Origin of the sequence: Peribacillus sp. Hz7 (genome assembly GCF_042136355.1) — a bacterium.
Lineage (GTDB): Bacteria > Bacillota > Bacilli > Bacillales > DSM-1321 > Peribacillus > Peribacillus asahii_A.
This window is the reverse complement of the sequence record NZ_JBHHJV010000002.1, coordinates 214384-233419: the sequence shown is the minus strand read 5'-3', so window position 1 is coordinate 233419 and position 19036 is coordinate 214384. Positions and strand designations below refer to the sequence as shown.

Annotated in this window: 21 protein-coding genes; all 21 read left to right on the top strand. The window is 33.2% G+C overall.

Annotation, left to right across the window (positions count from 1 at the left end; all coding sequences use genetic code 11):
* Positions 1–171: 171 nt before the first annotated feature.
* The 21 genes from ACE199_RS04695 (at position 172) to ACE199_RS04595 (ending at position 19020) form a co-directional block, all read left to right on the top strand.
* The gene (locus tag ACE199_RS04695) at positions 172–2250 is read left to right on the top strand and encodes a sensor domain-containing protein (protein WP_375348801.1); all 2079 of its coding nucleotides are present in this window, start codon (positions 172–174) and stop codon (positions 2248–2250) included.
* Between the two features lie 12 nt (positions 2251–2262).
* The gene (locus ACE199_RS04690) at positions 2263–3402 is read left to right on the top strand and encodes a THUMP domain-containing class I SAM-dependent RNA methyltransferase (protein ID WP_375348800.1); all 1140 of its coding nucleotides are present in this window, start codon (positions 2263–2265) and stop codon (positions 3400–3402) included.
* 102 nt (positions 3403–3504) lie between these two features.
* Positions 3505–4437, top strand: a complete 933-nt coding sequence (locus ACE199_RS04685) for a tyrosine-type recombinase/integrase (protein WP_375348799.1) — start codon at positions 3505–3507, stop codon at positions 4435–4437.
* A 1050-nt stretch (positions 4438–5487) separates the two neighbouring features.
* On the top strand, positions 5488–6906 hold the full coding sequence (locus ACE199_RS04680; protein WP_375348798.1) for a hypothetical protein: 1419 nt from the start codon (positions 5488–5490) through the stop codon (positions 6904–6906).
* A 218-nt stretch (positions 6907–7124) separates the two neighbouring features.
* Positions 7125–7337, top strand: a complete 213-nt coding sequence (locus ACE199_RS04675; RefSeq protein ID WP_252283173.1) for a BhlA/UviB family holin-like peptide — start codon at positions 7125–7127, stop codon at positions 7335–7337.
* 3 nt (positions 7338–7340) lie between these two features.
* On the top strand, positions 7341–7688 hold the full coding sequence (locus ACE199_RS04670) for a hypothetical protein (RefSeq protein ID WP_375348797.1): 348 nt from the start codon (positions 7341–7343) through the stop codon (positions 7686–7688).
* Between the two features lie 14 nt (positions 7689–7702).
* Positions 7703–9028 carry a GLUG motif-containing protein gene (locus tag ACE199_RS04665; protein WP_375348796.1) on the top strand — a complete coding sequence of 442 codons (1326 nt, stop codon included), beginning with the start codon at positions 7703–7705 and terminating at the stop codon, positions 9026–9028.
* Positions 9029–9304, top strand: a complete 276-nt coding sequence (locus tag ACE199_RS04660; RefSeq protein ID WP_375348795.1) for a hypothetical protein — start codon at positions 9029–9031, stop codon at positions 9302–9304.
* A gap of 19 nt (positions 9305–9323) precedes the next feature.
* On the top strand, positions 9324–9722 hold the full coding sequence (locus tag ACE199_RS04655) for a hypothetical protein (protein ID WP_375348794.1): 399 nt from the start codon (positions 9324–9326) through the stop codon (positions 9720–9722).
* 84 nt (positions 9723–9806) lie between these two features.
* Positions 9807–10679 (top strand): SU10 major capsid protein, encoded by an 873-nt coding sequence (locus ACE199_RS04650; RefSeq protein ID WP_375348793.1) that lies wholly within the window; start codon positions 9807–9809, stop codon positions 10677–10679.
* Positions 10680–10753: 74 nt separating this feature from the next.
* Positions 10754–10927: a helix-turn-helix domain-containing protein gene (locus tag ACE199_RS04645; RefSeq protein ID WP_252283179.1), complete on the top strand. Its 174-nt coding sequence runs from the start codon at positions 10754–10756 to the stop codon at positions 10925–10927.
* 196 nt (positions 10928–11123) lie between these two features.
* Complete coding sequence (locus ACE199_RS04640; protein WP_375348792.1) at positions 11124–11903, top strand: hypothetical protein; 780 nt, start codon at positions 11124–11126, stop codon at positions 11901–11903.
* Positions 11904–11994: 91 nt separating this feature from the next.
* On the top strand, positions 11995–12177 hold the full coding sequence (locus tag ACE199_RS04635) for a hypothetical protein (RefSeq protein WP_375348791.1): 183 nt from the start codon (positions 11995–11997) through the stop codon (positions 12175–12177).
* Positions 12178–12216: 39 nt separating this feature from the next.
* Entirely contained in the window at positions 12217–13152 is a 936-nt protein-coding gene (locus ACE199_RS04630) for a hypothetical protein (RefSeq protein ID WP_375348790.1), read from the top strand.
* A gap of 277 nt (positions 13153–13429) precedes the next feature.
* The gene (locus ACE199_RS04625) at positions 13430–13645 is read left to right on the top strand and encodes a hypothetical protein (protein WP_375348789.1); all 216 of its coding nucleotides are present in this window, start codon (positions 13430–13432) and stop codon (positions 13643–13645) included.
* Complete coding sequence (locus ACE199_RS04620; RefSeq protein WP_375348788.1) at positions 13642–14037, top strand: hypothetical protein; 396 nt, start codon at positions 13642–13644, stop codon at positions 14035–14037. Before ACE199_RS04625 ends, ACE199_RS04620 begins: the two co-directional genes overlap by 4 nt.
* Positions 14038–14162: 125 nt before the next feature.
* A complete protein-coding gene (locus ACE199_RS04615) occupies positions 14163–14405 on the top strand; it encodes a hypothetical protein (RefSeq protein WP_375348787.1) in 243 nt (80 codons plus the stop codon).
* Between the two features lie 73 nt (positions 14406–14478).
* Positions 14479–15756, top strand: coding sequence for a terminase large subunit (locus tag ACE199_RS04610; RefSeq protein ID WP_375348786.1), 1278 nt, complete (start codon positions 14479–14481; stop codon positions 15754–15756).
* Positions 15757–15841: 85 nt separating this feature from the next.
* Positions 15842–17203 carry a phage portal protein gene (locus ACE199_RS04605; RefSeq protein ID WP_375348785.1) on the top strand — a complete coding sequence of 454 codons (1362 nt, stop codon included), beginning with the start codon at positions 15842–15844 and terminating at the stop codon, positions 17201–17203.
* Between the two features lie 593 nt (positions 17204–17796).
* Positions 17797–18126: a hypothetical protein gene (locus ACE199_RS04600; protein WP_375348784.1), complete on the top strand. Its 330-nt coding sequence runs from the start codon at positions 17797–17799 to the stop codon at positions 18124–18126.
* Between the two features lie 189 nt (positions 18127–18315).
* Positions 18316–19020 (top strand): hypothetical protein, encoded by a 705-nt coding sequence (locus ACE199_RS04595; protein ID WP_375348783.1) that lies wholly within the window; start codon positions 18316–18318, stop codon positions 19018–19020.
* The last annotated feature ends 16 nt before the right edge of the window (positions 19021–19036 follow it).

Sequence of the window (19036 nt, the reverse complement as noted above, 5' to 3'; positions counted from 1 at the left end):
CGTCTTCATACATGAATGGCAACCTATAACTCTCCTTTCAATAAGGAGAGTTTTTGTCTGTTTGTTAAACTTTCACAAATGAGTAGGTAAATCTACTTAAATCTCTACACGAAATAAGTAAAATCGCTTATTATAAGGAGAAGTGTAAATTTAATCGGGGGTTTGAAGGAAGTGACAGACATACAATCGAAAATCACTATTCCAGATATTTATTCTTTAGTACAATCTGCGCTGCAGCAAATGGAAGAAGGCGCACTTGTTTTTTCACAAGATGGAAAAATTCTTGACTCTAATAGTTCAGCAGAGATTATTACAGGGTATTCAGGGTTTGAATTACATACGGTATTTTTTTCGTCCTTGTTATCGAATAGAGAAGACTATTTATCGATTCGCAAGGCATTAGAGAAGGAAGTTTATCATATTAATTCATTCGATATGGTTCGAAAGAATGGAGAACATTATACGAGTAAGATTAAAATTAGTAAAACAGAAATTGGTCAATCGACACAGCTTTTTTTAGTTACTTTTGAGAATAGTTCTTTTCAAAGTAGAGCAGAGCAAGAACTATTAGTTGCTAGAAAAATATATGAAAACATTGAAGAAGGCGTGTTATACACCGACCACAAAGGGAAAATTCTATCTGTTAATCCAGCATTTGAAATCGTAACAGGGTATTTAGAAGAGGAAGTACTTGGAAAAAACCCGAATATTTTGCAATCGGGTTACCATCAAGCTGATTTTTATCAAGCGTTGTGGAAGGATGTTCATGAAAAAGGATATTGGAAAGGCGAGATTTGGAATAAGAGAAAGAATGGTGAGATTTTCCCCGAATGGCTCACGATTAGTTCTGTTTCTAATGAGTATGGCTGTGTAACGAATTATGTAGCTGTATTTTCCGATATTACAGATCGCAAGCAAAAAGAAAAACAAATTCAAAAGCTATCCAATTATGATGCATTAACAGGTACGACGAATCGTTATATATTATCTCAAGAGTTGCTGCGGCTGATTGAAACAGCTAATAAATATAATCAATTGCTTGCTGTTTTATTTCTTGATTTAGATCGATTTAAAGTGATTAACGAAACATTAGGACATAATTATGGAGATTTATTATTAAAAAAAGTTGCCTCTCGTATTAAAGGGATGTTAAAAAGTAAAGATTTAATTGCACGTTTTGGTGGCGATGAATTTGTCATCGTTTTGCCGAATATTAAGCATGCGAGGGAAGCCGTTCAAATTTCAGAGGATATTATACAGGCTTTGGAGCAACCTTTTTTGCTTGATAATCAAGAAGTGTATGCGACGACGAGCATTGGTATTTCCTTATATCCACATGATGGTGATGGCGTAGAGGTATTGATTAAAAATGCAGAAAAAGCGGTGCATAAAGCAAAAGCGAATGGCGGAAGCAGCTTTGAATTATTTTATGAAGAACTGCAGCCCTTTAATAAGTCAAGGCGCATCATTCTTGAAAATGGATTGCGAAAAGCGATAGAGAATGATGAACTAATGCTATATTATCAGCCGCAAGCTTCTTTGAAGACCGGACATTTCACTGGAGTGGAAGCGCTTTTACGTTGGCATCATTCAGAATTGGGCTATATTTCTCCAGGGGAGTTTATTCCAATAGCTGAAGAAACAGGATTGATTATTCCAATTAGTGAATGGGTTATTAATCAAGCTTGTGAAGAGGTTAAACGATTACATGTTTCAGGGTATACTAATCTTAAAGTCGGGATTAATATTTCAGGCGTGCACTTTAGTCAAAGTGATTTTTTGAAAAGGGTAAGTGAAATTATTCAAAATACAAACATTAATCCATATAATGTGGATTTAGAATTAACAGAAAGTATGATTATGCCTAATGCAAAGGATTCCATTGATAAGTTAGTGAAGCTTAAGCGAATGGGTCTGAAATTATCGATTGATGATTTTGGTACAGGCTATTCATCTCTTAGCTATCTTCATCGCTTTCCAATTGATACATTAAAAATTGATCAAAGCTTTATTCAAAATTTAATGTCGGTTAAAGGAGACGCGGCGATTATCAAAGCGATTATTACGATGGCTAAAACACTACAGCTAGATATTATTGCTGAAGGAGTCGAAGATAAAAAACAATTAGACTTTCTTGAGCAGGAGAATTGTGATATTATTCAAGGGTTTTATTTATCTAAACCGATCCCTTTTTCAGAGCTAGTGCAATTTTTAGAAATGTGGAATCCGGACATGTTAAGCGGAAAGTAGGTGCTATACAAAATGAAATCATTTGACATCATTGCCACATCAGCAATGGGATTAGAGTCTGTTGTAGCCAAGGAAGTGCGTAATCTCGGCTACGAATGTACAGTAGACAATGGGAAAGTTATATATAAGGGAGATGCGGCCGCGATTGCGCGCTCTAACCTTTGGCTAAGAAGCGCCGATCGGATTAAGATTAAAGTGGGCGAATTCAAGGCAACTACATTTGATGAATTATTTGAAAAAACGAAAGCATTAAATTGGGAAGATTATTTATCGGTGGATGCGGAGTTTCCTGTTAGTGGAAAGTCCGTTAAGTCTACTTTATACAGTGTGCCGGACTGTCAAGCGATTGTTAAAAAGGCTATCGTTGACCGATTAAAGCATAAATATAAACAAGTATCGTGGTTTACGGAGAGCGGTCCGCTTTTTAAAATTGAGGTAGCGATTTTAAAAGATATTGTTACGTTAACGATTGATACATCCGGAGCGGGTTTACATAAGCGAGGATATCGCAGCGGACAAGGTGAAGCTCCGCTAAAAGAAACGATGGCTGCGGCTTTAATTATGTTAACAAATTGGCATGCAGATAAACCATTTATCGATCCGTTCTGCGGTTCAGGAACGATTCCAATTGAAGCGGCTTTAATTGGGCAAAATATTGCGCCAGGCTTTAATCGCGAGTTTGTATCAGAAAGCTGGGGCTGGTTTGATGCGAAAATTTGGGATGAAGCACGTACAGAGGCTGAAGATTTAGCAAAGTATGATCAGCCGTTAGATATTTCCGGTTCTGATATTGATCACCGAATGGTTGAGATTGCGAAGGCGAATAGTGTCGAAGCGGGACTTGGTGATCTTATTGATTTTAAACAAATGCAAGTGCGTGATATTTCAACGAAGAAGGAATATGGTGTGATTGTCGGCAATCCTCCGTATGGAGAGCGGATTGGAGAGAAGAAAGCGGTCGAAAAAATGTATCAAGAAATGGGGCAGGCCTTTGCTAAGCTCGATACATGGTCGATCTATATCATCACATCTCATCCAGACTTTGAGCGTTTGTATGGTAAACCGGCTACGAAGAAGCGTAAGCTCTTTAACGGATTTATTCGCACAGATTATTATCAGTACTGGGGGAAACGTCCACCGCGTAAAGGGTGATAGATCAACGTTTGTAAGCAATTTTAATATTCAGTGAAGTGGAAAACAAGATAGTTTTAACTAGACCATATTACTTTTTCAAAAGAAATTTTGGAAAGGTGTGTGGTCTTTTTTGTGTTAATTAAACATGGTATTCAGGAGTTCATTACGGACAGGGAGTTCAAAAATTTATCTCATTATTCCGTTAAAATGTATAAAACAAATTTGAATGAGTTCCATGAGTTTTGTGTAGGAGAATCAGTTGTAATGATTCTTGATGTTACAACTGCATTAGTGAAGAAATACCTTCAATATGTAAAGAATGAAAGAAAGAATAATGAAGGCACTATTAATAATAAAATTCGATCACTTAAAGCATTTTTTAATTTTCTCATTGAAGAAGAAATGATAAATGAGAAAAGTAATCCAATGAAACGAATTAAACAGATAAAAGAAGAAATTAATATTGAAGTTCTGTCAGATGAACAAGTAAAAATGATACTTAAACATCTTGATAGACAAGCCATTTACAATAATCGTTTTATTGCACTTAGGAATAGGACAATTATTATTTTCCTCATTTCAACAGGTGTTAGAAGGGGAGAATTAGTCAATATCAAATGGAGCGATATTAATTTTGAATCCTATTCAATAAAAGTATTCGGCAAAAAACGTCAACTTGCCTCTATTCCGATGTCTACAAAGTTAAAAAGAGAACTATTAGAATATCGAATTTACTGTGAGCAATTTTTTGGAAAACTGGGTGATTATGTTTTTTGTAATAAGCAGAATAAGAAAATAACTGATGAAGCAATTAGTTCAATATTTAAGAAGTTACAAAAAGAATTGAATTTTGAGGGAGTTAGACTATCTTGTCACGATTTTAGGCATTATTTTTCCAGTAAAGCCATTCAAAATGGAATTGATGTAATGACTTTACAGCGCATATTGCGCCATGAAAATATTCAGCAGACACAACGTTACGTGAATCTGTGGGGAACTGCGTTACAGGAACAGAATGAAAAATACAATCCATTAAATAATTTAGATATTTAAGCACAAAAAGAGGGCTAAGTGTTTGCCGACACTCAACCCCGATACATTTTACATTCACAATTCACAACTGAATAAGAAACACCTTATTCCCCTTTATTATAATTTGAAAAAAAATTATGGTCAAGAGGTCTAGTTTCTTGCGGACTTTTTTAGGGTGTTTCAGTCGAGGTTGCCGATAAATCGACTATAAATATCCATCGTCAGGTATTGATCCAGCCAACGCTTAAAAATGGAGATAGTGTACAAAAAAGCAGTTCCCTATTTCTGCTTGTACATGAATGGTGTGAACGACCAATTTAACGGTTCGGAGTGGAAGGATAGGAGTAGATATACTCGCAAGGCATTCACGAGTAATTAGTTGTACCTTTCTGAGTTCTCCATAGTGAGATAGGAATTAAGTATTGGACAAGCCATAGCGTAACAATACGGGCTAATGAAACTCTCAGGGCTATCTGAAAGAGTAGAATGTTGGGATGGATAATCCTCGACAAATAGGGTGTTACGAATACGGATACCATAAGATGATATACAAAAGGAGCAGTCGCTTGTCTATGATTCTTGATTATTTTTTTAATCTTGAATCGTAGGCAACAACTATGCCCAAAGCCGTTGTCCATAGAATCAACCAAAAGTTAAACCCCATCAAAACCTTTGTCAAGCGTAATCATCTAAAATAGTTGTAAGAATTGCTGTTAAGATAGCGGAGGTTAAAGGAAATTAACTACATGACATAATATTCACCATATAAGGATTCATTGCTTAGGGGTTGATGGAGGGCGAAGTCTCGGAGCGAGTAGCGGTAAAGGTTTTGATCTTGGATGTTTGAAGCTTATAACTACTACAATTAAAAGAACCCTTTTATCTGAAAATTAAGAGAAGGAAACACAAAAATATCTAGCATTATATATTTGCTAAATTTAAGGAAAACATCTATAATTAATAGATGATATGTAAATTTTACATAGTTGTAGCATTTTATCGTGTCTACAAAACCTATTATATAGGTGGTGAGTGATAATGTCAAATGAAAAATCGAAAAGGAGAATGTAAATGACAACAAATTACCGTAATGAGCTAAAAGAAATTCAAGGAAAACTAGACAAGGGATTATCTGTAGAGGAAAGAATCAAAATAGTAGATAATTTATTAGAGTATGAAGGATGTAAAGATATTTATGAGTACATAAGTAGTGAATATTTTAGAGGACAAAACGGGAGGAAAAAGAAAACTCATCAAAGATATGAAGAAACATACTTAGCAATTGGTTTATCCAATATCTCTGATTATGAGCTTGCTAAATGGAATGAGTGGCAACATGCAAATGCTATTCTTGATGATTATGAGATTATGTCAAAATACGATATTAATAGAATAGCAAGTGCAGGGGAAAATAAGTGGATTATTGGATTAGACACAAGTGTTGCTGATGACTATTTGGAAAATGGAGTATCTAAAACTGTATTACAAGGTTGGGAACTCCATGTTGATCGACTGGAAAGTAATACGAATCGAAGTAATGAAATTTTTAATTTTAGTGAAGTTTACAAGAGGGGGATTCGTAATAAAGCGATAGTACAAAATTTAGAGAAATATCCAACATTGTTAGAAAGATATACGGCTTGGAATGATATTGGATTGAAATATGGGTTCTCTGCTGATTTAACAAAAGAACAAAAGGGTGATTTGAAAAATAAATGGTTAGAGGTTTTTGGGGAAGAGAATAATCCGATTAAACCAAAAGAAAGATATTATCGTTTACAAAAAATGTACAACAATATTGGGTATGAATTGAGCGTGATTTTGGATGAGTTTCGTAAACCAGTTAAACGACACATTAAGAGTCAATTAAAGGGACATCAACATGTAGAGGATACATCCGGTGATTTTATTCTTGGTATGGTCAATTTGAGTATCCAAGATCATGTAAATGGCTTATTAACTATCCAAAAGGGGAATAAGGTTGGGGAATATTTTCCGTTGTATCAATTGCTGAAGGTTAAACATGAAAATGACATCGAGAGTCCGTTTAATATTATTGCTGCTGAATTAATAGAATTATTACATATTGCAGATTTAACGGAATTGGAAAGAGATATAGTCTATCTGATTACAGAAAATCATGAAAGCTATAACGTATTCAATAAAGCATATGAAAATGCTAATCCTTATGAACTAATTGCTACATACATAAATGAAAAATATGATTTGCATAAAACAAAAACAGATATTAAGAAAATGGTAAGTGGAAGAATCTCTAAGACTTTAGCTAATGCATATCAAGATTTAGAAAATGGTGTTGATGCTAAAGGGTGTACTCAATGCAATATTGGAAAATTAGCAAGTAAACATAATTTTGGTGTTGATAGTAGAAAAAAAGATGGATTGAAGTCCGTTTGTAAAAAATGTGCATCGAAAAATGAGGAAAACAGAAGAAAATTAATTGACATAAATATAAAACAAGTTATATAATTAATATTTATACATAAATTTACACCATAAAATACATATTCTGGATAAGTGGTCTCTAATATATATGAGAGGGTATTTATCTCTAGTGGTTCACCACATCCTTTTCGGTAGGGTATCTCATTAATTGGGATACCTTATTATTTTTTTCTGATAGTCATATTTATTACTGAGTCTAATAAATGATTAATTTGTATTTTAAAAAGCGAGGTGATGACAATATGGACATATCATCTATTCCGTTGGAAACTTTTGCGGGTCAAGGGTTATTTGCTTTATTATTCGTATGGCTTCTATTCGATACTAGGCGAGAAGCTAAAGCACGTGAGGAAACCTTGTTGAATCAAGTTGACCGCCAAAACGAACAAATGGGACGTATCGTTAATTCATTAGAAAGATTAGAGCAACAAATTACAAGTATGAAAGGGGAATAGTAAATGGCTGAAATAAGTACGGTTGCATATCAGGATTTAAGAAATTACATTCAAACAAACTGGAAATACATAGAACTACAAGATGAATCAGGAACACCAATTGTAAGATTATCACCTAGCGATTCACGAGTAACAAGTGTAATTGAGGGTAACGAGGTGAAACTCACTATTGTTCTAAAGGGTTCGGATGCGGATATTGTTGAACCTAAAACATTTGTAAAATCGGTCATCTATAAGGTGGGTACTGGTGGTACTCCATTTAGTACAGAAACATATGAACCATTCACATTAGTTGGAGCAGATGATGAAATTACAGTAAATCATTCTATTCAAATTCCTGTGATTGCGTAAGGAGTTGATTCCGTATGCAAGGTACTGGAACAATAACTGATCCATTTAAAATAAGCACACCACAAGATTTAGATTCCATGAGAAACAATAGGGGAAGAAATGTTTATTATGAACTAACTAATGACATTGATATGTCTAGTTGGGGTAATTGGACTCCTATTGCTTACTATGATAATTCAACTTGGATAAGTGGATTTGAAGGTAATTTGGATGGTAAGGGCTTTAAAATTAAAAACCTTACCATAAATAAATCTACTGGTATCTATCTTGGTTTATTTGGTCAAGCATTTTATGGAACTATTCAAAATGTTGGCTTAGAGAATGTAACTATTAATGGTTCACAATGTCGCTTTATTGGGGCATTAGTTGGGTATGCTTATAACTTAACAGTGAAGAATTGCTATGTTTCAGGTGGGAATATTACTGCACAAGATGAATCAGGTGGGTTACTTGGTAAGATTGATACTTGTACCATAGAGAACTCTTATTCAAACATTCCTATTACCTTATACACTACTTATTATGGTGGGGGATTTGTTGGTTCGGTTGACAGTAATACCAAGTTAACAAACTCATATTCTAATGGAAAAGTAACTTATGTTGGAAATTCATTATGGGATGGTAAAAGTGGATTCGCTGGTTTTATTCGTGATAGTGGAAATATAGTATTTACCAACTGTTTCTTTGATAAAGAATCAAGTAGTCAATCAGGTACTACAGGTGCAGGAAGTCCACCTAATGTTGCAGTTAATGGTGTAACAGGTAAAACCACAAGTGAAATGAAAACTCAATCAACTTATAGTGGTTGGGATTTTACTAACATTTGGTCAATTCAAGGTGATTATCCTACATTATTGGCATTTGGAGTTCCTACAGCCCCACCAGTAACAATAACAATTGATGTTACATCACATATGAATCCTATTGAATCTATTGTAAGTAGGAAAGCGAGAACAGTTAAAGAATTAACTTCCTATGTAAATGCCATTCTAAGCGATTCTAAGCGTTCTGCTAAGACGTTTAGGGATGTTGAGGGTTATCTATCACAAATTGATTCAAACGCCACACAGAGTCACAGAAGCGTTAGAAGTTCAAAACAAGATGTTGTATCTTATATGTCACCAATTTATTCATCTGCCTATAGGACATCTAAAGTAGTTAAGGATTTATCATCTACTGTAAGCCGTTTAGAGGGTGATGTGAGCGTTTATATCCCTGTGAATACCAAAGGTGCTTATGCGTTCGTATCATTCGCTGAGAATGCCTCTATGGCTTCATATGAGGAGAATATGAGTGATGTATCTCGTATTGAGAACCCTTCTGACTCGGAGGTGATTTAGATGTTAAAAGGAGATAGTGTTAGATTAAAAGTTAACTTCAAATCCTTTACAGGAACACCAGTTAACCCAGTTAATCCAACGTTAACAATTTATAAAACAGATCAAACAAAAATTGAGCAATTCACTTTAGATGACACCAACAAATTAAATGTAGGTGTCTATTTTTATGACTATGTTCCTGCCAGTGAATTGAACGAATTTATTTTCGAGTTTGCTGGCACATATAACGACAAACCTATTATTTCTAGGGGGCAGGTCAACGTTAAATTCATTTAATCAAAAAGGAGAGATTCATATGGAAGAAAATCAAATTGAACAACAATCTGAACAAGTAGAAACAGAGGTGCAAGATGCAACTGTGACACAAGATATCACTCTGTCAGATGATATTAAAGAGTTACAAAAGCGAATTGCAGAACAAAAGGAAGCGTTACGCAAAGACAAGATTAGTTTTGCATTTGAACGTGAAGGACTTAAAGACTTCACAGAGTTCATTCACATTGAAGATGATTCTAAATTAGATGAAACAGTTGAAAAGTTAAAAGGTCTAATTGATGGTATTAAAGCACAAGTGAAACAAGAAGCAGGTTATATACCATCAGAACATCGTCAAGAGGATGCTTATTCTAACTTTGAGAAGAAAAAAGACGTACAGGGAATGTTATCTACAAAATTAACAAACTTATTTAAGTAAGCACTTTAACTATTGTTAGGGTGCTTTTTATATTTACTAAAATTTTGGGTAGCGACCAACCAACGCTAGAAGGAGAATGATGATATGTTTAAATCAACTAACTTTACAGCAACAGAACAAATTTCACTTAGCAAGGAAATCGCATTAATTGGAGTGGAAGCAAGTCCTTTTACATCTTTATTAATGAGCAAGGGGCAAATTGAACGTGCATTATCTACTGTTTATACATGGAAAGAAAAAACTTTAAACACACTAGGAGATATTTCAGCCGTTGAAGGTTCTGATGATATTACTTTCTTTGAGAGTGCTAAAGCAGAATTAAGCAACATTTTAGAAATCTTTAAAGTTGGGGTAAGTATTACAGGTACAGCCGAAGCCATGAAATCAACTCAACTTAACTCGGAGATTGCAGATCGTCTATTAGAGTTAAAGGTAAATATGGAGAAAAAGTTTTTACTTGGAACTAAGAATGACGGGTCAACAGCACCATTCAAACGTCAAATGGCAGGGTTACTTGCACAAGCAGATGCTTCAAATGCAGTTCCGGTAACAGGTACTATTGCAGAAGTAGACATTAAAGCAGCCATGCGTAAATTATGGTCAAATAACCTTACAACTGGTACTGTATATGCTTTTGTAAACGCAGATATTAAAGAGGATATTGATAATATTTACAAAGATAAATACGGATATTCTCATGTGACTACTGATTTTGGTTTATTGGTAGATTCAATCAATACTAATTATGGTCGTGTGCATTTCGTATTAAGTCCACATATTCCTGCTGACAAGATTGTATTTTTCAATGATTCATATGTTGATCTTGCTTATTTACGTGAGCCAAGAGTGGAAGCATTAGCGAAAACCGGAGATTCAAATAAGGCACAAATTGTAGCCGAAGCAACTCTTAAAGTTGGTTCTCCAAAAGCAGTTGCAGTTGTAACAGTAACAGCATAATCAAATACATAATTGATGAGAGGGTTCGGAACATTATTCCGAGCCTTCTTTTAATTTAAAAGGAGAAAATCACAATGAATGATCGGGAGATGTGGTTATTAAAACGTAGACGTAAACATATCACGCAAAAGGAAATTGCAGAATATTTACAAGTGACGCAATCAATGATAAGCCACTTTGAAAAAGCTAATCGTGACCTATCGCAAGAAAAAATAGAGCTTTATAAAAAATACATAATTGAAAAATAATCTAAAAAAAGGATGGTGAACCAGTGAAGATAAATACATAGCAAGTCCTCCTTGTGTCCTATTATGGGTTCAAGGAGGTACTTATATAAATAGTATCGTTACTACTTGAAAAGGAGTGAACATATGTACATCTTTCACTCTTATTATGATGAAACAATTTTACAAAGATAACGCTCCGAAATGGACAAATGATACAATGCTAGAACATGATTTAATGTTTGGGGATGACAGTGATAGTGCACTATCCTGTAACTTACTACAAGAAATGACTAATGGATTATGGCAGGTAAACTATTTTTACAACTTTGAAAGTTTCTATCGTATTGAGAAGACAGGAAATCCAATCATAGGGGTTGATATGGCTTTTACAAAGAAGGTTCGCTGCTTTGACAATCACCTTAGCCAACAATATTATAATAGTCCGCATAATCCATATTGTTTTAATTTAAACGTATACAAAGGGATTAACACAGATAAAAATTACTATAAGAAATATCCTTTTAGTACATTAATGCTCCTCATGTCGTACTATGATATTCCACTCCCGAAAACACAAATTGGTAAAGAAATTATTCTAGCAGTGGACTCTAGCTTCATTGGGCATTTTTCAGACAAACCGCATTTCAAAAAAATACATACAGATTGGTTAGAAGATTTAGGCTTTGGTGAATTGGTCGACATTTTAGATCAACGAAACAAGCCTTATTTTTATAATCTACAAGAACATTATGGACTCAATAGCAAAATTCATATTAATGAAGAAGGGTATCTTGAATCTAATATTAATTTCGAGGCGATACGGCCCCATTTAGAATGGAAAATTGGTCTACCTGACGATCAATTCAAATTAATCAAACGGTGTAAACGTGGATATATTGATGTTACTGAAAACCGTTTACCCGAAAATATCATATCACTAGCTTATACGAGTAAGAAAAATGCTTCATTTACATACAATCCAAAAGAGGAATCGTGATTAATTTCACGGTTCTTTTTGTAATCCAATTATAAGAACGCTTGTTCTGTAAAAGGGGATATTGTATGATTAAATATAGGAGGAAATAACTATGAACAAATCAAATTTCTTTTTCTGTTACAATCCAAAACTATTCACATTTTTGCATGATGTGAAGGGGATTGATTATCTCACCGTTGCGAAAAATCCGACTACAGATAAAACGTTCAGCATGTTCTATAAAAATTCTGATTTACAAATTGCCATTGATGAATACAAAGAATTATCTAAATAATCAATATTCTAATATTTTATGAATCTAGGAGGAAATCAAATGAAATATCAAGAAATCACAGACCTATTGAGATTTAATGAAAATGAATCAAACGTATTTATGCCCAATGAAATTTTTGAAGATTTACAGAACAATATGAAAAAGGGTGTACATATTCCAGTAGCCTATTCTTATTATTATCTCATTACTTGGATGTATCGCCATGCTAAGTATGGGGAACTTCAAATTGATAACAAGAAAATAAAGGAGATATTAGGCTATAACGCAGATACTAAAGGTATAGATTACATACTCAAGAAAAACGGATTACTTGATACGATGGGTTATACTGAAACGGTAAAAGATTTTCCTGTTGTTTGGGAGTTATCGGAAGATGAAGGATTAACTTTCACTTTGCTTAGTGAAATGGATGATTATTTTCAAGAGGAAATAAAGGGGAATATCAGTAGAAAATATACAATCAAGTTTCCTGTAAAGGGATTTGAGAGAACATATGATGAAGAAGGAAATGTAGAGCAGTGGGGAACATTCTTTGAGCTAGATAATACACATGGTATTCCATTTGAAGTATTCATGTATTGTATGGATAACGATAAAATAGGTTGCACAGGATTCTATTTATATGCTTTCTTGAAAATGAATAATCAAATATTCAGGGGAGCTTATGACATCCCAATGAAAACACTATCAGAAAAGACAGGTTTACCATATCGTACAATGGCAGATTCATTATCTAATTTAAGACAATATAAGATGGTAGAAGGAATACATAATCAAGAATATTTCTGTTTAGCGATGGAAGATTATAAACGAAAAGCAAACTCATACATAACAAATAAATTTGAATCGTTCACAGATCAACCAGTTGAATATGAAAAAATGAAAGTTTTGGAATCGAAGGAATACTATAAATTATTAGAGGAACAAAAAGAGGAAAAAGAAGAAAGTTTCCCACTGGAATTATTACCATTTTGAATAAGTTACAAATTTGCATTACATATAATATATGGTGAACAACCTGTCAAATTATATTATATGTGAATTATTAAAGTTTAAATTGAATAAGTAATAAATTTACACTACATAGTATATTAAATATAGTGCAAGAATGTAACTTATTCGGTTTAGTAATTATATTTACAAATTTATATTAAGTATAGTGCGAAAATATAACTTATTCGTTTTTACCAAAGGGGGGTTCAATATGAGCCTCCTTTTTCTATTCAAAAATTTAATCAGGAGGGAATCTATTATGAAATTATTTAAAAGTAAACCAAAGAAAATTAAAGAAGTATGTCAGGATATTCGTGTGATTTGTGACAATTCAATTCAAACAATTGACAAATTACAGGATAATGTATCGGAAATGCAAGAGAATGTACAAGAATTTATTAGATTGAATGAGCAACAAATTAAACTTTGCCAAGAAATGATAGATGTACTGGATAAGGCAGGTGATAGACTATGAATATTTATGATGCGTTGGATCACTTACCTGCAAAAAAGAAAGCCTATTTCACATGGAAACATGATATTAGATTTAAACGTGATAATGGGAAGAAATCAAAGGAACAATTTCTTAAAGAAGTCCAAATGAAAACACTCGATAGTTTCATTAAATGGGAACGTACAAGCCAATATAAATCATTAGTCATGTTGCTGATGGAAAGTAGGATTGCAAGTGACTTTGAGGAAATTTATAAAGTTGTGACTGATTCTGCTAAAAAAGGTGAAGAAAAGAGTATTCGTTTATTTTTAACTCTGCAATCTGACATACAGAAAAACGCTAAACTTGCAGCCAAAACTTTCGATACTGTAGAGGATGAACAAGAGGAAGATGATGACTTAGTATTGGATTGATGTCGCTGAGAGCGATTTTAAGCGAATTAACTTTGATTAATTGAATAACTATAAGTTTCATTTGATGTGAGAGGGATACTTTGTGTATCTCTCTTTTTTTAATTATGGAGTTTGGAGGTGGTTACATGCCTATTAGAACAAAATCAGCAAAATTAAATAAGGTACTCAATTCATTTCCTCTTTTTGCGAAGAACATGATTTATATTGTTGACAATAACAATGAGAAGGTAAAGTTTGAACTTAATTCAGCACAATTAGAATTAGAGGACTTGATGGAAAAAAATCGTTTTGTGAATGTTTCTAAAGCACGTCAAAGGCGGAATTTCAACTTATACAGTCGCAAAAGCACTTTGGAGAGCCGTTACTAATGAAAATGAAAATATTCTTATTGTTTCCTATAAATCAGATTCATCTAAGGCATTATTTGAAAAGTTGAAGTCAATGAATGATTGGTTGCCTAGAGATAAATATCCTGATGTATTCCCAACTGTAAAACGTGACAACCGAGATGAGTTAATTTTTTCAAATGGGAGTAAAGTAAGTTGCCTTGTCGGAAGTAACAAAAGTATAGGTCGAGGAAGCAGTTACAGTTGGTTGCACCTATCGGAATATGCTTTTTATGATCGTCAAGAAATGCAATTACTATCAGCCGAACAATCGTTAATGCGTGGAGAACATAGCAGATTGACCATTGAGACAACCTCAAATGGGACTTCAAACAACTTCTATAGATTAACAATGGCAAGTATGAAGGGTAACTCTAAGTATAAAACAATGTTCATTCCCTTTTATCATGACCTTTACAAAAAACAATTCAAATTTGAACATGACGAAGCAGAATCTTGGTACAAAGAAAATAATAAGGGGACTAGATTATCTGTGAAGGATTTAGAACCTGATGAAAAGTTACTGTATGAAAAAGGGTGTAATTTACGTTTCTTGATGTGGAGAAGGTACAAGTTACTTGATATGACCTTACAGGAGTTTCAACAGGAGTATCCGAGCAATATTTTAGAATCCTTTATTTCAACTGGAAGCAGTGTATTTGACCAAACTACAGTATTAGACAGGTTAAATAGTGCGATGCAGCCATACAAGAAAAATGAAATTATCAATGATGTACCTGAATTATTACATAAGTTTATCAACAAAGGATTAGAGATATTTTACCTTCCAAAACGTGGGGTTAAATACTATGGAGGTTGTGATAGTGCAAGCGGTGGAGGGAATGATTATTCAACTATTTCTATATTCAATGAAGAAGGGCAACAAGTATTGAGTTTTTATAATAATAGAGTGCCAGTATATGAGTTTGCAGAGATTATTGATTGTATTGGCAAGTGGTACAACTATTGTTTCTTTGCCATTGAAAGGAATAGTTATGGGCTTCCGGTGTTAGAGCGTTTAAGGAAAGATTATTCTTATCTCAATTTATATAAGCAAAAATTATTCGATCAGCGTACAGGTAAGAAAAAAATGCAACTTGGCTTTACGACAACAGCCAGTTCAAAGAGCGTACTTATTAGTGACCTAAAGGAGAATTTCGAGAAGGGATTAATGTTAGTTGAATGTAGGGAGACATTACAGCAATTCCAATTATTTGTTGAAAATGCTAATGGTTCAATGGGGAATAAAAAAGGTGATAAGAATCATGATGACTTAGTAATTTCTACAGCATTATCAATACAAGCAAGGAAAATTGGTAAGTGGTATGTGTAACCAAGTGACTAGATGTCACATAGTCAGACATTGTGTCTGAGCTTAAAAACAGTGAGAGTATCTCACAGTTAAAGGAGGAATCAGATTGAGTACATTAGAACAGTACATAAAAGAAAAGTATAACGATCCATATTGGTTTGTTGAATTTGTTAATGAAATACATAATCAGCAACGTGTACAAGATGTAGTATCTAAAAAGGAATATTTGAATGGCAGCCATGCTATCTTAAAACGTCAGAGCTATAAATATAACGGTAAGGAGTTTCATCCAAGAAAGATTGTATTGCAATATGCTAAGACTTTATTGAATTTTCAAAAGGCTTATTTGCTACAATATCCAGTTACATTGACAGGTGATAAGAAGGTTATTGAAGAATTTTCAAAAGTAAATAAGAAGGCTAAATTTGACCGCACCAATATAAAGTTACTTGACAAGGTTTTGAAATACGGAATGTGTGCGGAATACTTATATATTGATAATGGTGTGATTAAAAGTAAGATACTTGATCCTAGTGAGTTCTATCCATTGTATGACCATGAACAGAACCTCATTGCGGTTGTGGAAGCTTATATAGTTGATGGTATTAGCTATTACACAGTGTTTACAGATAAGACCGTAGAGAAATATTCAGATGCAGGTGGGCAAATGAAATTAAGGGAGCGATACGCTTCTCTTAGTGGATTACCTATTATATATCATAATGATAATGAAATGGATGAGACACAAGGTAAATCGGAACTAGATGATTGGATTAGTATTCTTGATGGACTTGAAGACCTATTATCAAAATATATGGACGCAACGTACAAGTTTATTGATCCACTATTTATTGTGTCGGGGCAAACATTGAAGGGGCAAAATATTGATAGTTCTGTAGTTGGTAAAGGTATCAATTTAGATGATGGAGCAGATGCAAAGTTTGTAAACAGTCAATTAGATTATAAATCATTTGAAACTATTTATAAGACATTGCTACAAAGTTTATTAGATGTATCAAGTACACCAGCCGTATCAATGAATAAGACAGATATAAGTAACCTGTCAGAAGTTAGTATTAAGCTATTATTCCAGTTGAGTACGATTAAGGCAGGAAGGAATGAACAATTCATGCGTGAAGGCTTGGAGCAGAAATTCAATAAAATCAGACGATTGTTAGAGGGATATAGAAATATATCATTTACGGATGATGAATTTGATTCACTGGACTTGGTATTTACTTATGCGACTCCTTCAAATGATAAAGAGATTATCGACAATATGAAAACGTTACGTGAAATGGGTGCTATTAGTTTGGAAGGAATTTTAGAAGATAGTCCATTTACAACGGATGTACAATATGAGTTGAATCGGATTAAGAGTGAAGGGAAGGGGATAGTACAAGTGGATAATATAAATGATGATTCATTAAGCTATGATAATAAGAAGGATGAAGGACTAGCGGTTTAGTGAAAATGTTGGTATATCAATGGTTTAGTGTAGTAAAGTATATATCACCTCGCACGCACTTGTTATGACGGCAGGGGGACTATAAATAATAAAGTTGTCACAGAGAGTGACTACAAATTCATTTTTAAAAATTTATATCACAGTCAATTAATCGGTTATACGTTAAATTTCCAGTTTAGAGGGATAAATACTCACTCAAATTGACCTTAATTATTTATGCAATATTCATCATCATATAAAGCCTATTATATAGCCCAAAACGTTGATTTATAGGCAATGTATAAAATAATGTATATCGTCTTATCGGACATAATTTGATAACGTCTATAAAATGTTGATATATAAAGGTTTATTGGTGGTGTGTGAAATTTTAACTCAGCATATAATTATGATTATATGACGAATAGAACGAATATAACATACATATTTTTGCATAAAATTTTGTTTTTATTAGATGATTATCGAATGTGAGATACCCCTAAATTGGAAATTGATGACCGCAACATACCATTTTACACACCCGAGAAAAAATGAATATATCCCTTATATTGGTAATATGGTAAAATGTAACCATTGTGATAGGGGGTAGGAAGTTGGAAAATTCAGTTGCTAAGATATTAAGGATAATAGGTATTGTTGAAATTATTTTAGGTGTCATTTTAGGTTTTATATTAGGTAGAGTAGATGTAGGTAGTTTCACTGAGAGATATGTACAGGTATGGTCAACTACATTTATGTGGTGGATTGTAGGTTTTATTTCAGGAATGTTAATCATTGGCTTATCAGAAGTCATTGAATTATTGCATAAGATTAATAAAAAGGTTGGTAAAGATGAAGTAAATGAAACAAATGAAGGAACTGTAAAAGAAATTTATACTCGAAAAGAAGCGGCTAGACTATTGGAACAAAACAAATATAAATAATATTAAATTTTAAAAGGATTAATTCTGAAAAATATTTAACAAGCAAAGTAAATAAGTTAAAATATAGCACTCTTATTCATCTTGGAGTGTCTTTTTATATTTTTAAGATAAAAAATATAAAAACTATAATCCTATAAACAATCCTAATTATGGTACAATTTAACTATTATGTATATAGGAGGATATAGGATGAAAAGGGCATTTATATTATTTGTGGCTATTTTAGTTTTAAGTGGATGTGATTCAAATACATCAAGTAAACCTACTCCTCATAGTAAAGAAGAAACTGTCCAAGAATTGAATGAAATTAAAGATGAAAAACTTATTGAAAGAGAACCTAATGAACAAGATAAAAAATACATAAAATTATTATTAAATAAAGAATACGACACTATAATTGATGAACTTTTTGAATTAGAGAGTAAAAATTCATTGAAAAGTTATTTCTTTCTTGCTAAAGCATTTAAGAAGAAAGAGGATTTTCTCGAATTTAATTACAGTGAGGATTCGGATCCAGAATTTGTAGCTTATGATACAGTTAAATACGCTGAGTACATTTTGGTAGAGCTTGAAAAAGCTAAGTACATTCCTAAAGATATAGAAGATGAAGTTAATGAATTAGAAGCATGGGCAACTGAAAAAAAATCACAGTATGCCCCAATCGTTGAAGAGGAACAAAAGCAAAGAGAACAAGATCAAATTAATGAAACTACGAGGAATCCTCAATCTGTATCTATTGGAATGACTAAAGAAGAAGTATTAACAGAAGGTTGGGGTAGACCGCAGGATGTAAACCGTACGATTACTGCAAACGGTACAAGTGAGCAGTGGGTTTATGCTGGATATAGATATCTTTATTTTGAAGATGGAATTTTAGTTACTATACAGGATTAGAGTACAATGAAAGTAG